The organism is Clostridium sp. BJN0013 (assembly GCF_040939125.1).
Classification (GTDB): Bacteria; Bacillota; Clostridia; order Clostridiales; family Clostridiaceae; genus Clostridium_B.
This window is the reverse complement of the sequence record NZ_CP162495.1, coordinates 2,005,516-2,029,667: the sequence shown is the minus strand read 5'-3', so window position 1 is coordinate 2,029,667 and position 24,152 is coordinate 2,005,516. Positions and strand designations below refer to the sequence as shown.

General features: G+C 34.5%; 13 protein-coding genes and 2 other annotated features. Of the genes, 4 read left to right on the top strand and 9 right to left on the bottom strand.

The annotated features are described in order from the left end of the window. Nucleotides 1-125 precede the first annotated feature (125 nt). Nucleotides 126-1,439, bottom strand: coding sequence for an NRAMP family divalent metal transporter (locus tag AB3K27_RS10395; protein ID WP_368491112.1), 1,314 nt, complete (start codon nt 1,437-1,439; stop codon nt 126-128). 229 nt (nt 1,440-1,668) lie between these two features. Here AB3K27_RS10395 and AB3K27_RS10390 point away from each other — a divergent pair, with 229 nt between their 5' ends. After that, nucleotides 1,669-2,355: a DUF1232 domain-containing protein gene (locus AB3K27_RS10390; protein ID WP_368491111.1), complete on the top strand. Its 687-nt coding sequence runs from the start codon at nt 1,669-1,671 to the stop codon at nt 2,353-2,355. Nucleotides 2,356-2,417: 62 nt separating this feature from the next. Here the strand turns inward: AB3K27_RS10390 and AB3K27_RS10385 are convergent, their stop codons facing one another. The 4 genes from AB3K27_RS10385 to AB3K27_RS10370 form a co-directional block, all read right to left on the bottom strand. Beyond that, entirely contained in the window at nt 2,418-3,236 is an 819-nt protein-coding gene (locus AB3K27_RS10385) for a purine-nucleoside phosphorylase (protein ID WP_368491110.1), read from the bottom strand. Between the two features lie 984 nt (nt 3,237-4,220). Next, nucleotides 4,221-6,404: a hypothetical protein gene (locus AB3K27_RS10380; protein ID WP_368491109.1), complete on the bottom strand. Its 2,184-nt coding sequence runs from the start codon at nt 6,402-6,404 to the stop codon at nt 4,221-4,223. Nucleotides 6,405-6,448: 44 nt separating this feature from the next. Continuing rightward, the gene (locus AB3K27_RS10375) at nt 6,449-8,641 is read right to left on the bottom strand and encodes an RND family transporter (protein WP_368491108.1); all 2,193 of its coding nucleotides are present in this window, start codon (nt 8,639-8,641) and stop codon (nt 6,449-6,451) included. A gap of 251 nt (nt 8,642-8,892) precedes the next feature. Next, nucleotides 8,893-9,477 carry a TetR/AcrR family transcriptional regulator gene (locus tag AB3K27_RS10370; RefSeq protein ID WP_368491107.1) on the bottom strand — a complete coding sequence of 195 codons (585 nt, stop codon included), beginning with the start codon at nt 9,475-9,477 and terminating at the stop codon, nt 8,893-8,895. A 313-nt stretch (nt 9,478-9,790) separates the two neighbouring features. Between AB3K27_RS10370 and AB3K27_RS10365 the strand changes: the two genes are divergently transcribed. The 3 genes from AB3K27_RS10365 to adhE all read left to right on the top strand — a co-directional run bounded on the left by AB3K27_RS10365 (nt 9,791) and on the right by adhE (nt 14,758). Further along, nucleotides 9,791-10,318, top strand: a complete 528-nt coding sequence (locus AB3K27_RS10365) for an RNA polymerase sigma factor (protein WP_368491106.1) — start codon at nt 9,791-9,793, stop codon at nt 10,316-10,318. An 18-nt stretch (nt 10,319-10,336) separates the two neighbouring features. After that, nucleotides 10,337-12,013 carry an outer membrane lipoprotein carrier protein LolA gene (locus AB3K27_RS10360; RefSeq protein ID WP_368491105.1) on the top strand — a complete coding sequence of 559 codons (1,677 nt, stop codon included), beginning with the start codon at nt 10,337-10,339 and terminating at the stop codon, nt 12,011-12,013. A 108-nt stretch (nt 12,014-12,121) separates the two neighbouring features. After that, the gene (gene adhE, locus AB3K27_RS10355) at nt 12,122-14,758 is read left to right on the top strand and encodes a bifunctional acetaldehyde-CoA/alcohol dehydrogenase (RefSeq protein ID WP_368491104.1); all 2,637 of its coding nucleotides are present in this window, start codon (nt 12,122-12,124) and stop codon (nt 14,756-14,758) included. Nucleotides 14,759-14,839: 81 nt separating this feature from the next. On the opposite strand, the gene ilvN is transcribed toward adhE, so the two are convergent. The 4 genes from ilvN to gltB form a co-directional block, all read right to left on the bottom strand. Continuing rightward, a complete protein-coding gene (gene ilvN / locus AB3K27_RS10350) occupies nt 14,840-15,325 on the bottom strand; it encodes an acetolactate synthase small subunit (RefSeq protein WP_368491210.1) in 486 nt (161 codons plus the stop codon). A 15-nt stretch (nt 15,326-15,340) separates the two neighbouring features. Beyond that, on the bottom strand, nt 15,341-16,951 hold the full coding sequence (gene ilvB / locus AB3K27_RS10345) for a biosynthetic-type acetolactate synthase large subunit (protein ID WP_368491103.1): 1,611 nt from the start codon (nt 16,949-16,951) through the stop codon (nt 15,341-15,343). Nucleotides 16,952-17,062: 111 nt separating this feature from the next. Further along, nucleotides 17,063-17,258 (bottom strand) — a binding site (T-box leader). A gap of 72 nt (nt 17,259-17,330) precedes the next feature. Continuing rightward, nucleotides 17,331-17,528 (bottom strand) — a binding site (T-box leader). Nucleotides 17,529-17,768: 240 nt separating this feature from the next. Continuing rightward, nucleotides 17,769-19,202, bottom strand: a complete 1,434-nt coding sequence (locus tag AB3K27_RS10340; protein WP_368491102.1) for a glutamate synthase subunit beta — start codon at nt 19,200-19,202, stop codon at nt 17,769-17,771. A gap of 10 nt (nt 19,203-19,212) precedes the next feature. After that, nucleotides 19,213-23,742 (bottom strand): glutamate synthase large subunit, encoded by a 4,530-nt coding sequence (gene gltB / locus AB3K27_RS10335; protein ID WP_368491101.1) that lies wholly within the window; start codon nt 23,740-23,742, stop codon nt 19,213-19,215. Between the last annotated feature and the right edge of the window lie 410 nt (nt 23,743-24,152).

Genomic DNA, 24,152 nt, shown 5'->3' with positions numbered 1-24,152 from the left:
AACATGCCTAAATCAAAATAATCTTAATACATTATATTAAATAGATTATTCCATACTGTACCATGGTATCATGAAAATTCCTAAGGTACAAGTACTTACTTTTATAATTCAAAATACTAATATATTTATAAAAAATTCCATAAAAGAAGTATAGTTATTCCTATTAATATTGCTGCAACCATATAAGCCCTTATGTTTATGAATAAAGTATTTTTATATTTACCCATAATATCCTTTTTATTTGCCATCAATATAATAAAAATAATAATAGGAATCATTATAATTCCACCTATTATTTGAGTAATAAGTGCTATATAATTTAAAGGCAGATTAGGTATTAAAATAATCATTGCCGCTATAATCACACTTCCAATGTATATAATATAGAATTTAGGTGCTTCCCTTATTTTATCATTCAAGCTGCAAGGCCAATTAAATGCATCTGCCACACACCAGGAAGAAGATAGTGATATTGTAATGGAAGCAAGAAGGCCTGCATTAAATATACCTAAAGCAAATAATGTGCCTATGCCTCTACCACAATAATCTGTAAAACCAATTATCAGTTCAGCAGGTCCTGCATTTTCTATATTCTGTATATGTCCAAATAATGCTGCTCCAGAAATAAGTATACAAATTGCAATTATCACCTGAACTATACACCCTATACGAATATCCACACGCCTTTCAAAAATATCACTTTTCCCTGCACCACCTTTATCCACATAAGCACTGCTTTGAAAAAATACCATCCAGGGAGCTATCGAATTACCTGCAATAGCTGCAATATACCACAATAAATCATTACTGCCATGAACTAAATTCAAGGGCATAAAATTATACGGACTAGTTACTACATTAGGATGAACAATAAATGCAATCACAATAAATATTATATTGGAACTGCCAATTAAAAGTGCCATTCTTTCTTTTTTTTTGTATCCTGCAAACGTAACAATTGATAGTATCAGCACCAAACTAATAGCTGTACACATCCAAATAGGTATTCCAATGACAATTAAACCTGCAGTCATACCTATAAATTCCGTAGAAAGCATTAAAATATTTTCAACAAACAAAGCAGCTACATGATACCTTACCCAATACTTGCCATAGTGCTTTTCAATAAGTTTTATAAGGCTGCTTTGACTTATAGTACCAACCCTCATTGACATTTCCTGAACTGCATAGGGTATTATAATAAGACAAATACATAGGGGAATGAATAAACTTATGCCAAATTTAATACCTGTTACACAATAAGATATGACTCCCCCAGCATCATTATCTCCCATGGCAGCCAAAAGTCCCGGACCTATAACTGTCCATAATAATGTACTGTGATCTAAATATTTTTTTTCTTTCTTATCTATACTATTATAAAATTTTGATTTACCTATATTAAATCCTTCTAATCTATTTTCATTTAAACCATTCATTGTATTGTTACCTCCAAAATAGATTACATCCCTAATTCAATCTAATATCATAGTATACTTATATGTAGAAATTGTTTCTTATTTTTCAAATTAATGTTGAAATAAATTCAACATTAACAAAATTATTAAAGTCAATTATACTAACATAGCCCATCATGCATATACTTTAATATAAATAATTATTATTTTTTTTAAATAACCTTTTAATTAATTAAGGAGTGAGATAAGTGTGTATGAAGATAAGAAAAAATCTAAATTAGGATCTATGATTAGAACTTTACTAAAAGAAAATTCACTTTCCATGCGTAAATTAAGTTCCCTAAGTGGGATAGATACTGCCACCATTTCAAGAATTGTAAATGGCAAACAATGTGCAAATATGAATCATCTTAGAATTCTCTCTAAATGTCTAAATGTGCCTATAAAAAAATTATTAATAGCTGATGGATATGATATAACATCCTTAAATGATGAAAACTCTATGGATTCATCTTCCCTTATAAAAAACATTCATGAACTTTTAAAATTGCCTGATCTACTAAATTACAAATGTGATTTATCAAAAATAGAAGAGGAACTAGAAAAATATAAAATATATGCCCTTACAGAAGAAGGGAAAAATATCATATACAAAGATTTTAATAAAAAAATAGAAGCTGTAAATGGAAGTGGTTTATTTATAGAGGAACTAAAGCAAATGTATAAAAAATTCTGTGATGAGAGTATTCCAGAAGAAATTCACGCTCTACTTGGAAGTGGACTGCTTTATTTTATACTTTCCGTAGATATTATTCCAGACTATGTATTTCCAATTGGATATCTAGATGATATTATAGCTATAAAATTAGTGCTTCATAATATACTAGAGGTAAAGCAAAAACATGAACATGAAAAAGATATGTATAATATACTTTAAATATATTCTTTCGTTAAAATTATAAAATAAGGCACCAAACCTTTAGATTTAGTGCCTTATTTTTATAGTTCCCTCAATATTTTTCTTAAAAGTAATTTTAAATTTTTAGATACCATAGATGAAGTCTTTATAACCTCCTCATGGTTTAAAGGCTGCCTAAGTATTCCTGCTGCCATATTAGTTATACAGGATATTCCCATAACTTTCATACCACTGTGATTTGCTGCAATTACTTCTGGAACTGTGGACATACCTACTGCATCCCCTCCTAATATACTTAACATATTTATTTCAGCTGGTGTTTCATAGCTTGGCCCACTCATGTATACATATACTCCCTGCTGTAATTGTATATTTAATTGTAGTGCTGCATTCTTTGCTATCTTTATAAGCCCTTTATTATACGCCTCTGACATATCCGGAAATCTAGTTCCAAAATCCTCTAAATTTTTTCCTATAAGTGGATTCCGTTCGGATAAATTTATATGATCACTTATAAGCATAAGTTCTCCACTTTTATAATTTTTATTTACTCCTCCTGCGGCATTAGTAACTATAAGTATTTCTACTCCTAATTTCTTCATTACTCTAATGGGAAAAGTTACCTCTTCCATTGAATATCCTTCGTAATAATGAAACCTTCCCTGCATTGCAATTACACGTTTATCTTCAAGATCTCCTATAACAAATCTATTCTTGTGTCCCTCCACTGTAGAAACCGGAAAATGCGGTATTTCATTATAATTATAAATTTTAGGTTCCTCAATTTCCTCTGCCAGCTCTCCTAACCCCGAGCCCAGTATAATCCCTATCTTAGGAGTGACTCTTATATTCATATCTATATATTCCACAGTTTCTCTTATTTTCATGCTTAAATCCATAATTAATCCCCTCTCTATTGAATTTTATTATAACATAGCCATTTATATTTGAAAACTAAAATTTTACAAAAAAAGCCATACTATAATAATATAAATTATAGTACGACTTTAATTTTAAGTTACCTTTTTTCTCTATATGTTATAGAAGAATTACATTTATATATAAGACAAAATATAAAGAACATGAGAATTTACCTTACACCAATACAGATAATTTAATATCTAATTATAATCCTCTATTATATTGCTATAAGTCAAAAACTATAATTAAACAGTTCATCACCCATATTGATGATTCGTTCAACCACACAACATACCTACACAGCCATATACAACCCTTTAGCTGTATATAACCATTTCAGCACCTTGAATGATCTTCGCTGAACCTTATACAACAATTTGGGATCTTATTATAATCAATATAATTAACTATAATAAAACCTTTCACCGACATATAAGATCCACCTTTAATTGTATACATAACATTTTTTAATTTTTAGCGTGAACATTACAAAAACTTACCAAGAAGTATTTTTAAATTATCTACTAAATTTCTAAAAAACTATATACAATTTTAGGCTAGCTTATATATATTCTTAAATATAAGAACATATATAAGCTTCGGCTCAATTCTCATGCTCTTTACACTATTTAATATGCCCTGATATAAAAAAATAATTCAATAATTTTTATGTAAATTATGGAATTTAGACTTAGTTTGCTCACACCAAATATAATTTAATCTTTTAATACATCGATAACATTAAAGTCAAAAGACATATTATTAATTTTACAGTAGATTAGAATTTAATTTAGAAAATAATTTCAATTTATTATCATAGTAAATGATACCACACTCTTTATCAATAAATAAAACTGTTTTTTAAGAAAAGCTGCTAATGCAAAACAACCAGATCCCGGTGTATAAAGAATTTGGTTGTTTCATGTCATTTACTGTTTTGACTCAATTTCAGATTTGACACTTTACTGATTGATATTAGAGAAAATTGATACTACAGCCTGCTTTAGCTCAATAAATACACGAGCGATTCTGTAAAGTACACCTTTATCTTTCTCGTCCAAATCTGCATTTGCTATATTATTATTACCACTATCCTTGCTGATTTCCTGTGTTCTCATGATCACCTGGATGCTCCTGGGCGAAGAGTTTTTGCTGGAAGTAAACGAGATTAATTCTGCTTCCGGATCTAAATACAGTAACCTGTTCTCATTTTCAAATTTATCAATTTCCTTGTCCGTAGTAGACTTAATAGAATCGTTTGCCTTCCGCATGGTAGGTGTAGTTTTAATTCCCTCAAGACTCTGCTTCAATACACCGATGAGGCCCTTCAGTGTATCGCTGTTGCCCTGGCTGATATCATCGCTGTTGTTCTTAAGCGTAGATTCAAAATCATTCAGGAAATCCTGGGAACTATTAAGTCCTTTCACCATGCTTTCTAAAAGGGTTTCCGTATCCTGCAGTGCTTTTATAGAACTGCTCTCATACTTATTGGCTGTATCGTTGATTGCCGAAACATTGTCAATAAGCGTTTCACTTTTTGTCAGCATACTGCTGGTGGTTGACAAGATCTTTTCCTGCTCACCCAGCATCTTGTCTGTAATCTTATTTGCCTTGTGAAAATCCTCAAAATAATCTTCTAACAAAGAGATACTTTTATTGGCAGTACTCAGATAATCTTTCCCATTTTCAGATATATCGGATATTACGCTGAGCAGTTCACTGGCAGAATCACATGGCGCAGCAAGATCTGAGAGCGTTGAGTCAACGTAGGAAAGCATTCTCTGTATGTTATCGCACAATGTTTTCAATGTTTCATCAGACTCAATGATTTGTGAATATTTTCCATAAAACTCTGAAAACTCCGACTCTACATTTTTCATGGCATCTGATAATGTAGATATGTCAGAACTAATTGTGCTCAACTTGCTGCTCAAGTCAGCAGAGCTGTCGCTCAAATCGTCCAAATCCGTCTGCATATCTTTTATATCCGACTTGGTACGTTGGAGCAGATCATCTCTTTCATCGGATTTGCTGTTTACATCTTTCACAACATTTCGCAGCTTTGTGATGTCATCCTGCACATTTTTGATGGAAGTCTTATATTGCTCCAGCTCGGTCTTTGTGCTTTCAATGGTTTTTGTCATGGCATTCAAATCATAGTTCAAGTCTTCAATAGCATTCTCTCCTTCACCGATATGAGGAATCATTGCTGCCGTATTGGCTGCGATATTTGACAAATCCGCCAATGCTGTTTCTGATTTGGCAAAAGAACTGTCCTTGGATGCACTTATGTTGCTGTTGGCACGATCCAACGAGGATAAACCGGACTGAGCCTGTGACAAACCGCTTTCCATATTTTCAGCGGTTTGTAAAAGGGCATTTGTGCTGTCGTAGATAGAATTCACGGAATCTCTAAATGTATCAATGTCCTCTTTGAGGTCCTTCACATCCTGCATCTGTTTTAAGGTTCCCGGCACCATGGTCAGCAGAATACCATCGGTCTCAAAACTGTTCGTACCGATGCGGAGTGTAAAGGTATCTTTCTCTCCTGGAAGCGCGGCAAACACAATAATTTTTTTATTGCCTATGGTCTGAACCTGTGCCCCCGGAGCATCCACATTGGATGCCTTTGACATATCCACTATAGTCTGCATCTGCAAAAGCATATTGTTTCTGTAATATATATCGGCCTTGGTATTTGGCGTTACCTTTACATCTACCTGAACCAAACCAGATGCACCTGCCAGCTTGGAGGCATCTATGGGAGTGCCGTTAAGAGAATAGGACACATCCACATTCCAGGGTAAAACCACAGTTCCCTTTTTAGGAGTGCATTCGTAATAAAATTTTCCATTGTAGTTGTTCAAATTCCAGCTGATTGCCCCATCTTTCATCGTCGGAACAACATTGTTGGACATATTAGTCACCTTTTCATATTCACCATAGTCTGTAAATTGCTTATTTCCGTTTAAACTTAAGCTTTTTACTATATTTATATTGGTGGGTATGCCATAGTAATTAAGATTTACATAGGCGGATTCATCCACCGAAACTCCCGGCGCTGCCGCTATGACCGTAGTCGATAAGGTGCCGGGCAGAATCAGCAATACTACTATACTTGACAAAATTCTTTTTCTAATTTTCATCCTTCAATCCCTCCAAACTTTCAATAGATTTATCGCTGTTGTTTTTAGAATTCACTGCTTTCCCCTTCTGCTTCAGACAACATTCCAGCCAATTGCAGCTTATGTGCAAGTTTTTTCTTGATTTTATCTTTCAGCTGCTTTCTTCTGGAAATATGCCTGTAGATTTGCGAATCAAAAATGTACAGCAGTGCCGGCAGCAGCACAACTACCATTGCAATGCTCAGCAGTGCCCCACGTCCGATGAGATGTCCCATAGCACCAATGGCCGCAATACTGGAAGTGAAGTAAAGTGTATATCCTGCAAAGGACAGAATTATTCCGGAATTCATAATGGGTGGAACTGCTGCCCAAATCATTTCCAGGATAGCCTGTCTTTTATCCAAACGCATTCGATATTCTAAATAGTAGTTGGTCATCAATATTGCATAGTCCACGGTTGCAGCCAATTGGATGCAGCTGACGATAATGTAACCCATGAAAATCATATTTTCTCCCATAAAATAAGGTATTGCCATATTGAAAAAAATGGCTATTTCGATAGGTACTACCAGTAAAACAGGAAGCAACAGTGATCTGAAAGCCAACATTGCCACAACTACCACTCCCAGTAGAGAAAGCTTGTCTACAAAGGTATAATCACGGGTGATGATGGTTTTGATATCCTGTGTAAAAGGCGTGGCTCCAATCAAAAACGAATGCTGTGGATAATACTTTTGAACGACGCCTTTGATCTCATCAGAATATCGAAATGCCGAGGCACTTTCTTCCCGTGTCCTTATGTAAACTAGTATCCGGGCATATTTGCCCGAGTGAAATTGTGTGGTGATTTGATTGGGAATGATGCTTTCCGGTATACCTTCCGGCAGCGTATTTTCCAGTGAGGTTACCTTTTTCACATAACTGAGTTTCCCCAGTTCATCGGACAATTGTTTCTCTTTTATGTTGGAATCATTTGGTACCAATGCCATGAGCATATTGCTTCTTCCAAAAATCCTGTCAATCTCCTGCTCATCTTTATAAACCTGAGTTCCTTCCCCCGCACCCACCGCCGAGTTGCCGAAAAGAAAGCTGTTCATATCTTTTGCAATAAAGCATGGCACTGCCAAAAATATTGCAAGCCCCAGTGCCACATATTTGACCTTGAAAATATTTTTGGCTAGATTTTTGGGAAGCTTTATCAGTTTACGATGTGCAGTTTTTTGAATCATATTTTGGCTGCGTATAATCATGCAAGGCATCAAAAACAAAACGGTCAACAGGCTGATAAAAATTCCCTTTGCCAGAACAATGCCCAAGTCGTAGCCTATTGAGAACTTCATGATGGTCAACGCTAAAAAACCAATAATGGTTGCCATGCCGCAGGCAATAACGGAGGATGCGGATTGCCGTATGGCAATCCTAATCGCCTCTTTGGGTTCTTTGCCCTCATCTTTTTCTCTGGTAAACGCATGCATCAGAAAAATAGAATAGTCCATTGCAACTGCCATCTGAAGGACGGGAGCCACACTTGCCGTCATAAATGATATCTCTCCCAGAAATACGTTTGTTCCCATATTGATCACGATGGCGATCCCCATGACCAGAAGAAACAACAACGGCTCCAGCCATGCTGTTGTTGTTAGAAGCAGTACCACTGCCACGACGATGACGACAATGACCGTAGCACTTTTCATTTCCTTGTTCAAGCTCTCACTCAAAGATTTATTTTGAACAGCCGGTCCTGTAAAGCTGCCCTTATCCCCTACAATCTCATAAATCTTGTCCAGTGCTTTCGACGTTCTTGTATCGGAATCTCCTGCAATAAAAGAAATATCCATCACTGCACAATTGTCTTTATAATAATCCTGGATGTTTTCAGCTTTTATAAAGGTATCAGAAGTATACACATCGGTATACTTTTTAATATCCTCTGTTGTATCTGCCCAGAAAACTGTATCTACGCCATCTACCGCCTCTATCTCTTCTTTATACAGCTTTGCTTGATACAAGGATACATTTTTGATCATAATACGTGCGGTACCGGGATAACCAAACTCCTTCTTCATAAGATTTAAGCCGACTTTGGATGCCACCGTATCGGGCAGATATTTGGTCAGATCATAATTGACTTTCACAAACGGATATAAAAACATGCTGATTGCAACCAAGATAGCGAAAAATATTTCGATATATTTGCTTTTATTTACGATAAAATTGATTACTAAATCAGATGGTTCAATTTTTACTCTATTTTTCATCAAGTTTCTACCTCTCCATTTCTTATGGATTTCTTCTAAAATATACAATCAAATCAAAGATTTCAAAGGGCTTCTCCATATGGATTAAGCTGTCATATAATTTTAATTTAGTATTTCACTTATAGCAGTTCCATCTCTAATTCTACCTGACTTTAGAATTTAATCTAGGAAACAATTTTAATGCATTATCATATAGGAATAAATATTTATTATAAAATTTTTGCTCTTACTTTTATTAATAAATAAAAAGATTATTTCAATGCATTAACACATATTTTTGCTATTCTTTTAGCTTCTTCTTCTGTAAATTTTTTATCATTTTCCAATTCTAACGAAAATGATAAGTACCTAAATGGAATTGTAAAAGATACAATCAGTACTTCCGTAGTAGTTATGTTAGACTTAATTTCACCTGTTTTTTTTCCTAACTCAATGCATTTTTTCGCTAAATTTAAGACACCACTAAATTTATTAAATTTTTCTTTTGTCGGTATTCTTAGATCCATTACAATAGAAGCAGAAAATTTTGCCAGCATTGGTTCCTTATTCGCATTCATAAATAATTTTCTTATTGTTTTATATCCGGCTTCATACATAGTATCAGAAGAATCAATATCTGATATAAAATCATTAACTATTACTCCTATCTTTGAATCTACCAATTCTTGTACCAATTCTTCTTTACTATCATAATATCGATATAAATATCCAGGTGAAACTCCTGCTTTCTTACAGATCAGAGCAGTAGATACTCCTGCATATCCATAATCTATTACACATTCCATGACTGCTCTCTTAATACTATCCATTTTTTCAGGATCTGCAATTCTTGCCATATATATCACCCTCGACTCTCAGATATAATAAATAAATAAATATTTATTTATTATATCTCTATATTTTTTACGTGTCAATATGTAACTCTTATTTTGTTTACTTGAATTTGAATTATTAAATATATAAAACTATACTGGATGGATCCTTTCCAAAATGTAAATTACACATCATTTTAATGATATAAACAAATACTTACAATATTGAATTTCCATTAAAAATATTATTAAAGAATATCTTTAAATTGTAACTTTTTTGCTGTTTTCAACGTCATTATTAATGTAACTAGGTAACTTGTAAAGGGGGTTGTAACTTATGATAGATGGTGAAAAGAATATTAAGATAGATGACATAAGATCTATTGAAAAGATGTGTATAGCTACATGGGAACCATTGTATCGTTTTATATACTTTAAAGTACAAAATCGTGAAGAAGCTGAAGATATTACTCAGGAAACTTATTTCAAAGCTATTTCATATATACGAAAAAATAATATAGAAGTGGATAAATTTATAGGTTTTTTAAAAATTGTTTCATTAAATATCCTGAGAGATAAGTGGCGTAAAAACAAACGTCAGGGCAGCATAGTTAACTTTGATAATATAAACCCGGAGTCAGCGTCAGTAGAAGATTGTACGGAGGATATGGCACAGCGTGAAGTTATACAAAATGCATTAAAGCTTTTAAATGAGGAACAGCGCACTGTTATTGAGTTAAGAATATTAAAAGGATTCTCCGTAGAGGATACTGCCAGGCAGATGAATAAAAAAGTGGGCAATATTCGGGTCCTACAATATAGGGCACTACAAAACCTTACAAAAATTCTCAAGGATGAATATTAAATTATGGAGGTGTAATTGATGACCGATAAAGAAAAGAAGTTAACGGATTATATTGACAGTTTAAATAATGAAAAAAAACCTAAAGAACATGGAAACCCAGCAGATACACCTGAAATGGAGGAACTTTTTGAAACTGTAAGGTTAGTACGCAGTTTAAAAGAACCAGGTCTTCCAGAAGACAATTATGTTAAAAATTTAGCTAATAATGTAAATAAGCAGTTCCTGAGAGAAAAAGCCTTAAAGAGGTCAGGAAAAAGGTGGTTTTTAGGGATAGCCTCTGTTGCGGCAGCTGTTGCATTAATCGTTATATTGAATATACTGCGGCCTTTTGGAAAGTTGGATATGGTCTATGCCATGGAGAAGGCTTTTAAGGAAGTAAAAGCTTATCATGGGATTCTTCAGGTTATAGAAACTAATGCACAGGGAAAATCTACAGTACAGTCGAAATTGGAAGTATGGGCTGATAAGGAAGGAAAATATTATGTTAAAGGATTGGAAGGAGCTCAAAAGGATGTGATTACTGTAAATAATGGACAAAAGAAATGGCAGATTCAGCCAGGGCAAAAGGAAGTAGAGGTATTAGCTGCTTTTCCTGATTCCTATAGTTTTATATTTGAATTGGGAAAAGAGATAGATGACGTAAAAAATGCACTTGAAACTAAGATTGTAGCTGAAGACAAGGTTTCAGGAAGAACTGCTATTGTAATGGAAGTAACTCCAAAGGGGGGAAGCCCTTATAAAATATGGATTGATAAAGATACCAAAATGCCACTGCAAAAACAATCTGCCATGCAGTACTCCATTCAATATAAGGTATGCTATACAAGTATAGATTTTATTGAAAGTATTCCTAAGGAACTTTTGGCCTACAATGTACCAAAAGGGTTTAAAGAAATAGATACAAATACGGAGCAGATTGTAAATAGTCTGGCAGATGTTAAAGAAATCTTGGGATTTACACCTACAGTACCTAAAGATGTTCCATCATCATTTATTCAAAACAATATATCAATAGTAAATGATGCTAAAGTTGTTAAGATAAATTATACCTCCAAAGATAATAAAAAAAAGGTTGTGATTTTACAAAAAAAATCTGATAGTGAATTTAAACCAGCATCTATGTCAGTTTTAGGAAAGGTAAACAACAATGTAGCAGAAATTCAATCGCCTATACAGAGTGAGGTAGGAGTTCTTCAAGGACAGGGGGCTTATGCAGATATAACAGGTATAAGTTCAGTTAGATGGAAGCAAGATGGTTTTGAATATGCTGTGATTGGTAACACTTATTTAGAAGAACTAGAATTATTTATAAAGGGTTTAACTAGTGGTATAGTTGACATATCATCAAAAGAACAGTCATCAGATAAACCACAAGTTGAAGTTCCTGTTGATTTAAAAGTGGAAGAGCAGGAACAGAAAAATGTGGATGCAGGACATTCACCCTGGAAATTAGATCCTGTTTTTGTAGCTCAGGTTTTCGCAAGTTTAAAAATTTCGCCTGAAGGTATTCAAGGGGAGTATCCTATTAAATATGAAGAATTAAAGGTGATTGAAAATACCGGCAAAGAAGCAATTGTAGAGGTAGGCGGAGATAAGACTACTATAAAAAGAGTGTATTTAAAAAGACTTATAAGAGAAGATAATACAGGAATATGGACTGTAGTTGGATATGACCCATTGAAAAATCAACAATAGCATTTTACTTTAAAAAAGTTGTAGTTTTCTACAACTTTTTTGCTTGGAAGAATAAATATACCATACATATGCTAACACTATTAAAAAATTAAAAAAGAGGTGTTGCTTATGAAAGTTACAAATGATGAGGAATTAATGAAAAAATTACAAAAGGTAAGAGAGGCACAGGAGAAATTTTCTACTTATACCCAGGAACAGGTAGATGCGATTTTCAAACAGGCAGCTATGGCAGCCAATAGTGCCAGAATAAAACTTGCTAAAATGGCTGTAGAAGAAACTGGCATGGGAATTGTGGAAGATAAAGTTATCAAAAATCATTTTGTTTCAGAATATGTGTACAATAAATATAAAGATGAACAGACCTGCGGAGTTTTAGAAAGAGATGAAGGTTTTGGTATGGTTAGAATTGCAGAACCCGTAGGTGTTATTGCAGCAGTTGTGCCCACTACAAATCCCACCTCTACGGCAATATTCAAAGCTCTAATAGCCCTTAAAACCCGAAATGGCATAGTTTTTTCACCTCATCCTAGAGCTAAGAGATCAACTGTTGAGGCAGCAGAAATAGTCCTCGATGCTGCAGTTGAGGCAGGGGCACCGGCGGAAATTATAGGATGGATAGATGAACCGTCAATTGAGCTTTCTCAGCTAGTAATGAGGGAGGCGGATTTAATCCTTGCTACAGGCGGGCCAGGTATGGTTAGGGCAGCTTATTCATCGGGAAAACCTGCCATAGGAGTTGGTCCTGGAAATACTCCGGTTATAATTGATGACAGTGCAAATATTAAAATGGCAGTAAACTCCATACTTCTTTCAAAAAGCTTTGATCATGGTGTGATTTGTGCCTCGGAACAGTCGGTAATGGTACTGGATGGAATATATGAGGAAGTAAGGAGAGAATTTTCAGAAAGAGGAGGCTATATACTGAAAAATGACGAGATAGATAAGGTCAGAAAGACTATTTTGGTTAATGGAAGTATAAGTCCTGATATTGTTGGACAGAGTGCTTGTAAAATAGCAGAAATGGCAGGAGTGAGAGTGCCTGAGAGAACAAAGATACTTATAGGTGAAGTAGAGTCCGTAGAACTTGAAGAACCATTCTCTCGTGAAAAATTATCTCCGGTTCTTGCCATGTACAAAGTTAAAAATTTCAATGATGGTCTGGAAAAAGCAGCAAGACTGGTTGAATTGGGAGGCATAGGGCATACTTCTGTGCTTTATGTAAATACCATGACCCAAAAAGAAAAAGTGGAAAAATTCGGTGAAGCTATGAAGACAGGTAGAACCCTTATAAATATGCCGTCAGCACAGGGAGCTATAGGAGATCTATATAATTTTAAACTGGCTCCTTCATTGACCCTTGGCTGCGGTTCCTGGGGAGGAAACTCCATATCGGAAAATGTTGGACCAAAACATTTGTTGAATATAAAAAGTATTGCGGAGAGGAGAGAAAACATGCTTTGGTTTAGAGTTCCTGAAAAAATTTATTTCAAATATGGTGGACTTGGAACTGCCTTGAAAGAATTAAAGACTATGCATAAGAAGAAGGCTTTTATAGTAACAGATAAAGTTCTTTATCAATTAGGATATACGGATAGTATTACAAAAATTCTTGGAGAAATGGGAGTAGGTTATAAAATATTTACAGATGTGGAACCAGATCCAAGTATTGCTACAGCTAAAAAAGGTTCAGCAGAAATGCTTGAATATAATCCGGATACTATTATATCAGTTGGCGGTGGTTCCGCAATGGATGCTGCAAAAATTATGTGGGTGATGTACGAACATCCTGAAATAAAATTTGAAGACCTGGCCATGAGATTTATGGATATAAGAAAGAGAGTTTATACATTCCCTAAGATGGGCGAAAAAGCGATGATGATTTCGGTGGCTACCTCTGCAGGAACAGGCTCAGAAGTTACTCCGTTTACAGTAATTACTGATGAAAAAACAGGAGCCAAATATCCTCTGGCGGATTATGAATTAACACCAGATATGGCTATAATTGATGCAGAGCTTATGATGAATATGCCAAAGGGACTAACTGCAGCATCGGGTATAGATGCACTGACCCATGCCCTGGAGGCTTATGTATCTGTAATGGCCTCAGAATATACCAATGGGTTGGCACTTGAAGCAATAAGATTGATATTTAAGTATTTACCGTTAGCCTATGCAGAAGGAACCACTAATGTAAAAGCCAGAGAAAAAATGGCACATGCTTCAACTATGGCAGGTATGGCATTTGCCAATGCATTTTTAGGAGTATGCCACTCCATGGCACACAAATTAGGAGCTGCGCACCATATACCTCATGGAATTGCCAATGCACTTATGATAGATGAAGTTATAAAATTTAATGCAGTAAATGATCCGAGAAAACAGGCAATATTTCCTCAATATAAATACCCAAACGCCAAGTGGAGATATGCCAGAATAGCTGATCATTTGCAGTTAGGCGGAAATAGTGAGGATGAAAAAGTAGGGCTTTTGATAAAGGCAATAGATGAGCTAAAAGAAAAGATAAATATCCCAAAAACCATTAGGGAGGCAGGAGTTGTGGAGAAAAAATTTTATGCCACCTTAGATGATATGTCGGAACAGGCCTTTGATGATCAGTGTACAGGGACAAATCCACGGTATCCGCTTATAAGTGAAATAAAACAGATGTATATAAATGCCTTCGATAAAGTAAGTCCTATTGTAGAAGAGGAAGAAAAACTAAAAGTATCTTTGTTACAAAAATAATAGTTAAGTTATAAACCAACAAGAGAAGCATTTTTGCTTCTCTTGTTGGTTTATCGGTTCGATTTATAAGCAACTATTAAATTATGATTTACATCCTCTTTGAAGGGCTGTAAGTCCTGTACGTACAATTTCCTTGATTCCATAAGGTTTCATGATCTCAATAAAGGCAGATATTTTATCTTCATCTCCAGTTATCTCAATCATCATACTCTTTTCATTCATATCAACTATGTTTCCCCTAAAAGTATTTACAGTTTCCATAATTATCAATTTATTACTTGGGTCTGCAGATACCTTTACCAAGGAAAGTTCCCTATACACTGAAGGAGTATCTGTAAGATCTATTATTTTTATAACTTCAATTAGCTTATTCAACTGCTTATTAATCTGTTCCACCACATAGTCATCCCCAATAGATACAATGGTTATTCTTGATATTTCAGGATCCTCTGTGATTCCTACTGTAAGACTGTGGATATTATATCCCCTTCTACTGAACAGGCCAGCTACTTTACTTAAAACACCTGAATGATTTTCTACTAATATTGATAATACATGCTTTTTTATGGTACTCACCTCTTCCTAAAAAGTTCTTTCATGTGGATCAACAATACATTCTATTAAAAATGCTTTGTCTGAATTTAAAGCTTCCTTAAAAACTTCCTCAAATTCATTGTCATTTTTCACTCTTTTTGCTGATAGCCCATAGGCTTCTGATAGTTTAATAAAATCTGGATTAGTTCTAAAATTAACCCCAAACTCGTCAAGGGATCTATTATTTTGAATTTCTCTAACCATACCCAGTCCTGAATTATTAAAAACCACTATAATTAGATTTACATTTTTTTCAGTGACAGTACCCAATTCAAATACACTCATCTGGAATCCACCATCACCTGCAAAAGCTATAACTCTCTTATCTGGACAAGCAAGTTTGGCTCCAATAGCTGCTGGAAGGGAATATCCCATGGTACCCAGTCCACCGGAAGTCAAAAGCTTTCTATCTCCTGTTATTTTAAAATTACGTGCACACCAGAGCTGATTTTGGCCTACATCTGCCGTTAAAATAGCATCTTCTTCTACCATATCAGATACAACTTTTAAAACATATTTAGGGTTTACCTTATCTGTAGGTTTTCTAACTACCTTTAAACTCTCTTTCCATTCTTTAATCTCATTCATCCAGTTCTTAGTCTCTATAGGTGTTATTTCTTTTGTTAACTCTGTTAAAATATTAGCACAATCTCCAACTATTGGAATATAAGTATCCAAATTTTTTCCTATCTCCGCAGGGTCAATATCTATATGAATTATATCCGCCTTCTTGGCAAAAGTTTTTACACCAAAGGTAGTTCTATCTGAAGCTCTAGCTCCAATAAGTATTAAAACGTCTGAATTTTCAGCGGCCTTATTTGCATAGGCAAAGCCATGAGTTCCAATTAAGCCTACATAATACTCACTATTTTCATCCATACTCCCCTTTCCCATGAGAGTATGTATAACAGGTATGTGGGATTTTTCCACAAATTGTTTTAGTTCTTTTTCAGCTTTTCCCAGTATAACTCCTCCACCCACACAGATAATTGGCCTTTCACTGGTTTTAAGTCTGTTTACTACTTTTTTTATCTGTTTAAAGTGTCCTTTAGTAGTAGGTTTATATCCTCTTATATTGACACTTTCAGGATATTCAAAATCAATATCTTCTTCCATTATATCCGTAGGTATATCTATAAGTACAGGTCCTTTTCTACCAGTATTTGCTATATAAAAAGCTTCTTTTATGGTCTTAGGTATGGATTTTGCATCTTTTACAAGAAAATTATATTTTGTAAAAGATTCTGTAGCACCTGTAATATCTACTTCCTGAAACACGTCTTTTCCAATTAATACGGACTTAACCTGACCTGTAATGATAACAAGAGGAATAGAATCCATATATGCCGCAGCAATGGCTGTAATAACATTAGTTGCACCAGGGCCTGAAGTAACTATGCAGACTCCCACTTCTCCTGTAGCCCTAGCATACCCGCTAGCACAATGTCCTGCACCTTGTTCCTGTCTTACAAGTACATGTTCAATATCTGATCTCCTAAAAGCTTCATACATAGGAACTACTGTAGCACCAGGATACCCAAATACCATTTTCACATTTTCTTGTTTTAAACATTGGATAACTGCTTCAGCAACTTTCATGGTCATCTCTCCTTGTAAATTTAATTTGATATTTTTAGTAAATTCTATGTAGTGAAAAATCATGGCAGATTATAGCTAATATGCTTTTTAAGTACAAAAAAACAGACCTCTTCATGGGGCGAGAAGTCTGTCCGCGGTACCACCCAAATTTTACTCAATTAAATAACGACACATGCCGGCATGACTTACTAAATTTCAGTCTACAGCTTAAGGGTGAGTTTCAGTATAAAGTATTTGTGGATTTCCACCAATTGCCACTCTCTTTAAAATACTCATAAACCTACTTAATCCCTATCATAGCTTTTATACACTTAATATTAAGATTATAACATTTTTAAACATCAATATTATTAAAATAAACATAAAAAAACAGGCTTCCTTATGAGGCGAGAAGTCTGTTCGCGGTACCACCCAAATTTATTACTTAATTTAATAACGACTCATATCGGCACAGCCTACTACTATTTCAGCCTGCAACTCAAGGGTGAGTTCAACACAACATGCCTATGGGATTTCACCAATTCCCACTCTCTTTAAAACACTCTCCATATCTACTGTTCCCTATCATAGTTTTTACTATTTAAATATGAACTAAGTATAATATAAATCAATTTACATGTCAATAGATTTTTTAAATTTTTATATAATTCTATACATTAAAATATTGTTAAAGACAAAACAGCAAACTCACTCCATGTAGTATTTAGCCTACATAAAGTGAGTTCCCTTGAAATAGCTGCATAATCGTCATCAAACTCTATACTTTAAAATCAATTATACATTACAAATTGTGCATCGTGAATTGTGAATTAATTCACTATCCCCTTAAAGATGTTTCTCCCATTAAATATTCGTCCACACTTTTTGCTACTCTTCTTCCATCATTTAATGCCCATACTACAAGAGACTGTCCCCGTCTCATATCACCAGCTACAAATATGCCATCTTTTTCAGTCATATAATTTTCATCAGCTATTACATTTCCCCTAGCATCAAATTTTACTCCAAGTTCTTCCAGCAAGCCCTCATGTTGAGGATGGAGGAATCCCATAGCTAAAAGAACTATATCCACAGGCTGCTGAAATTCCGTACCAGGTACTTCCTCCATCACCATTTTTCCATTTTCATTTTTCCATTGTACTTTTACACCTTCAAGAGCTTTTAAAACTCCCTTCTCTCCTATGAATTTTTTAGTACTTACACACCATTCTCTAATACATCCCTCTTCATGAGAAGTTGTTACTTTAAGAGTTTTAGGAAATATGGGCCAAGGCATTTTATCATTTCTCTCCACTGGAGGCTTTGGCATGACTTCATATTGATAAACAGCTTTGGCTCCTTGTCTTATAGAAGTACCTATACAATCCGATCCTGTATCTCCCCCACCAATAACTACTACCACTTTACCTTCTGCAGTTACACTTTTCCCTTTAATGGATTTCTTCGACACTCTTTTATTCTGCTGCTTTAAAAAATCTACAGCAAAATATATCCCTCCAAGTTCTCTTCCTTCAATATTAAGATTCCTCGGAATAGTAGAGCCTCCTGTTAAAATTACCACATCAAAATTTTTCAAAAGTTCACGGGTAGAGTAATTTACTCCCACATTGGTATTGGTTTTAAAAACTATTCCCTCTTCTTTCATTATATTTATTCTTCTGGTTACTACATACTTTTCCAATTTAAAATCAGGAATACCATACCTTAATAATCCCCCTGGTTCATCCTCTCTTTCAAATACAGTAACACTATGACCTACGGAATTAAGTTCCGCAGCAGCAGCAAGTCCTGAAGGTCCTGAACCTATTATGGCTATATTTTTCCCTGTCCTTACTTTTGGAAGTATAGGTTCTACCCAACTTTTTTCAAAAGCTTTTTCTATTATATTAAGTTCTATTTCCCTCGCCGATACAGGTTCTCTGTTTACTCCAAGGGTACAGGAACCTTCACAGAGCGCAGGACATATCCTGCCTGTAAATTCTGGAAAAGTATTTGTAAGGGAAAGTCTTTCAAAAGCTTTTTTCCACTCACGTTTATATATAAAATCATTCCAATCTGGAATTAAATTTTGAATAGGACATGCCCAATTGCAAAAAGGAGTACCACAGTCCATACATCTTGCCGCCTGTAAATTCAATTTGTCCTCTGGAAATTTATAGTATACTTCTTTATAATCTTTAATTCTTTCTTCCACTGTCCGCTTTTTTGGATTTTCTCTTTTATATTCTTTAAAACCAGTTAATTTTCCCATAATGTACCTCCTACATATTAGAAGCAGTAGCTGCTTCTGATTTTTGTTGTTCAAGTATAAGTTTATATGCAGTAGGTATTACTTTCTTAAATTTGGTTTTATAAACATTCCACTGATTAAGAATTTTTTCAGCCTTTGTACTATCTGTATATTTATAATGTTCCTTGAGTAGACTATCTATCACTTCCATATCGTCACTATCTAAGTTCTCCTCAATTTCTACCATTTCCATGTTGCATTTATCATTGAAAGAATTATCTTCATCCAGTACATAAGCTATACCGCCGCTCATACCAGCTGCAAAATTTCTACCCATTTTACCTATAATAACCACTATTCCGCCAGTCATATATTCACAACCGTGATCTCCAACACCTTCTACTACAGCCATAGCTCCACTATTTCTTACGGCAAATCTTTCTCCTACACTTCCATTTAAAAACAGCTTTCCAGATGTAGCTCCGTATAAGATAGTATTTCCAGCTATAATATTATTTTCTTCTACAAAAGTTGCTTCTTCTGGAGTTTTAATAATCACTTTACCTCCTGATAGTCCCTTGCCCACATAATCGTTGGCGTCACCTTCCAGTATCAAGGTAAGTCCACGTACTCCAAAAGCACCAAAACTTTGTCCTGCAGAGCCTTTGAAATTTATTGTAATGGTATCTTCTGGCAGTCCAACACTTCCATACTTTTTAGCAATTGTGCCACTTAACATTATACCTACTGAACGATTTACATTTTTTATCTCCATGTTAATATTAACTTTAGATTTATCTGCTATTGCTTTCTTTGACATTTCAATAAGTTTATAATCTAGTGCTTCACTGAGCCCATGATCTTGAGGTATTACACAGTAAGATTTAATTCTCTTTGGCATATATGGTTTATACAAAATTGAAGACAAATCCAATCCCTTAGCTTTCCAATGATCAATGGCATCCTTTGTTTCTAGCATATCCACCCTTCCAACCATTTCATTTACCGTTCTAAATCCAAGTTTAGCCATATATTCTCTCACTTCCTGTGCAATAAAAGTAAGAAAATTTATTATATATTCAGGTTTACCTTTAAAATTCTTTCTAAGTTCCGGATCCTGTGTGGCTATACCCATATCACAGGTATTTTGATGACATTTTCTAAGCATAGTACATCCCATTACTACAAGAGCTGTAGTTGCAAATCCAAACTCCTCTGCTCCAAGCAAAGCTGCAATAATTACATCTCTTCCAGTTTTTAGCTGTCCATCAGTTTGAATTCTTACCCTACTCCTCAAATCATTCAACAAGAGAACTTGCTGGGTTTCTGATAAGCCAAGCTCCCAAGGAATTCCCGCATGTTTAATAGATGAAATTGGCGATGCTCCTGTACCACCATCATGTCCACTTATTAATATTAAATCTGCATGAGCCTTTGCTACTCCTGCGGCAATTGTTCCTACTCCTACCTCTGAGACCAGCTTAACACTTACGTTTGCTTGAGGATTTACATTTTTCAAATCATATATAAGTTGTGCCAAATCTTCTATAGAATAAATATCATGATGAGGAGGCGGTGAAATAAGATCTATGCCTGGAGTAGAGTGTCTAGTTTTAGCAATATACTTATCTACTTTTCTACCTGGAAGTTGTCCACCCTCACCTGGTTTTGCCCCTTGAGCCATTTTAATTTGAAGTTCATCTGCATTAACCAAATATTCAGTAGTTACGCCAAAACGTGCTGAAGCTATTTGTTTTATAGCACTTCTTCTTGAATCTCCATTAGGGTCCAGTATATATCTTTCAGGGTCTTCCCCACCTTCTCCTGTATTGCTTCTTCCGCCTATCCTATTCATAGCTATAGCTATAGTTTCATGAGCTTCTTTACTTATAGAACCAAAAGACATAGCCCCTGTACAGAATCTTTTAAGTATTTCACTTAACGGTTCAACTTCTTCTAATGGAATTTCCTTTCCCTTTTTCAATTTAAACAAACCACGTATTGTACATAAATTTTTATCCTGGTTATTTATTATATCTGCATATTCTTTATAGAGTTCATAATCATTGGTTCTAGATGCAACCTGAAGTTTATATATAGTCTCTGGATTGAAAAGGTGAAATTCTCCTCCCTTTCTCCATGAATAATTGCCCCCTACATCTAGCTGAGAAATAGGTTTCCTTATTTTATTAAAAGCATTATTATGTCTTGTAAGTACTTCTTGAGCTATTACGTCAATGCCAACTCCGCCTATTCTTGAAGGCATACCTTCAAAATATTTATCTATAAACTCTGAATCCAGACCTATAGCCTCAAATATCTGTGCACCATGATAACTTTGCAGCGGCGATATACCCATTTTCGATAAAATCTTAAGTATACCATTATTTACAGCTTTAATATAATTTTTCTTTGCCTCATCTGGTGTAATATTTTTCATATCACCATCTTTTATCATTTGATCTATAGTCTGATATACAAGATAAGGATTAACCGCAGAAGCACCGCACCCTACAAGTAATGCAAAATGCATAGTTTCTCTTGCTTCCCCTGTTTCTACAATAATTGAAACTTTTGTACGACTTTTTTCTCTAATAAGATGATGCTGTACTGCCGAAACTGCCAAAAGGCTTGGTATTGCCGCTTCATAGGAATCCACATTTTTATCACTAAGCACCAATATATTATAACCTTCTTTTATTCTCTTTGAAGCCCTCTCACAAATTTTTTTAAGAGCATCTTTAAAACCTTCTATTCCCATATCATATTTAAAAGTAATAGGTACTGTTGTAGTTTTGAAATTTTTATTTCTCAAACTTTTTATTTTTGATATTTCCTCATCTGTTAATGTAGGACTATAAATCTCTATAAAAGGATCAATTAAAATTTCAGTATTTAATACATTTGCCTGAGTAGATCCTATATAATTAAAAAGTGACATTACCGGTCTTTCTCTGATAGGATCTATAGGGGGATTAGTTACCTGGGCAAAAAGTTGTTTAAAGTAGGAAAACAGCAACTGATTTTTATTTGAAAGCACTGCAAAAGGTGCATCATTTCCCATAGAACCCACCGGTTCTTTACCATTTTCTGACATAGGCTCTATTATTCTTTTTAAATCTTCAATAGTATATCCGAAGGCTTGTTGCTTTTCTTTTAACACCTCTGGAGTTATTTCCTCTTTTTCTTTAACGGAATTGAACATATCAAGGGTAAATCTCAAATTTTTTAATATTTCCCCATAAGGTTTCATCTTACATATTTCTTCTTTCAATTCCTTATCTTTAATAATTTTTCCCTTTGCAGTATCTACAACAAACATTTCTCCTGGTTTCAGTTTTCCTTTTTCTGCTATATCACTTTCTTTAAATTCCAATACCCCAACTTCCGATGCCATTACCACAAAACCACTTTTAGTTACTATATATCTTGCTGGTCTCAAACCATTTCTATCTAAAGTTGCACCTACTTGTACACCATCAGAAAAAGAAACTGCAGCAGGTCCGTCCCAGGCCTCTATTAATGAGCCATGATATTCATAAAAATCTTTTTTGTATTGCTCCATATGCTGATTTCCAAACCATGCTTCTGGTATAAGCAACATAAGTGCATGAGGAAGAGATCTGCCATCTTGATATAATAATTCCAGCGCATTATCAAGGGAAGCAGAATCACTGCTCTCTGAATCTACTATAGGAAAAAGCTTTTGTATGTCCTTTCCAAAAGTTTCAGATTTAAGTACGCCTTCACGTGCCTTCATCCAATTCCTATTTCCTCTTATAGTATTTATTTCTCCATTATGTCCAAGATATCTAAATGGTTGTGCTAAATCCCATGTAGGAAAAGTATTTGTACTATACCTTTGATGTACTAAGGCAATAGCACTTTTAAAATTTATATCATTTAAATCAATATAAAACTTTTTTATCTGTTCTGCCAGTAATAGCCCTTTGTAAACTATAGTTCTACTTGAAAGACTACATATATAAAAAGATTTTACTATATCTCCAAGAAGTTTTCTTACTTCATTTTCTACTCTTTTCCTAATTACGTACAACTTTCTCTCAAACGCATTTTGATCTTTTAAATTCTTTCCTATAAATATCTGTCTTATAATAGGTTCTGTACCTTTGGCAGTTTCTCCTATACTCCTGTTGTCAGTTGGAACATCTCTCCAGCCTAATACTTTTTGTCCTTCCTCTTCTGTCACCCTTTCAATTATTCCTTCACACTGCAGTCTTAAAGCGGTTTCCTTAGGGAAAAATACCATTCCAACTGCGTACTCTCCAGCCTTAGGCAATTCCATCCCTAAATTATCACAACTTATTCTAAAAAATTCATCTGGAATTTGAACAAGTATACCTGCTCCATCTCCAGTTTTAGTATCAGAACCTACTGCCCCTCTGTGAGTTAAATTAACTAAAATTTGAATACCTTTTTTTACAATATCATGGGTTTTTTCACCTTTTATACTGGCTATAAAGCCCACTCCACAAGAATCCTTCTCATATTTTGGATCATAAAGACCTTGTTTTGAAGGAAATCCCGAACTATAATTCATACCGTCAGCCCCTATCTAAAAAACTTTTTGAATAAAAATGCATTTCTCTAAGCCCCAGAAATGCATCTCAAACCTATTCTTCTTTAATTATGAATAAATACAATAATATCTTTAAATTTTAATTACCTGATATTAAAGATATTATAAATTTATCAACATTTTAATAATGATTTTATCACATTTTTTTATACTATGCAAGTTTTATAAATTATAATTTCACTTTTTTATACAAATTACTTAACATTCAAATCATTTATCCAAAGACTGGAATTAGCTAACACCTACAGCTTCTTCAAAACTGGAGATGATCACTGCTACACCCCTTTATAAGCTCCTCTAAGGTTCAGATGGAGAAAAGCATCCCTTATAAACAAACTCCTACCTTAATCTCTTAATCACTTGATTTTCAT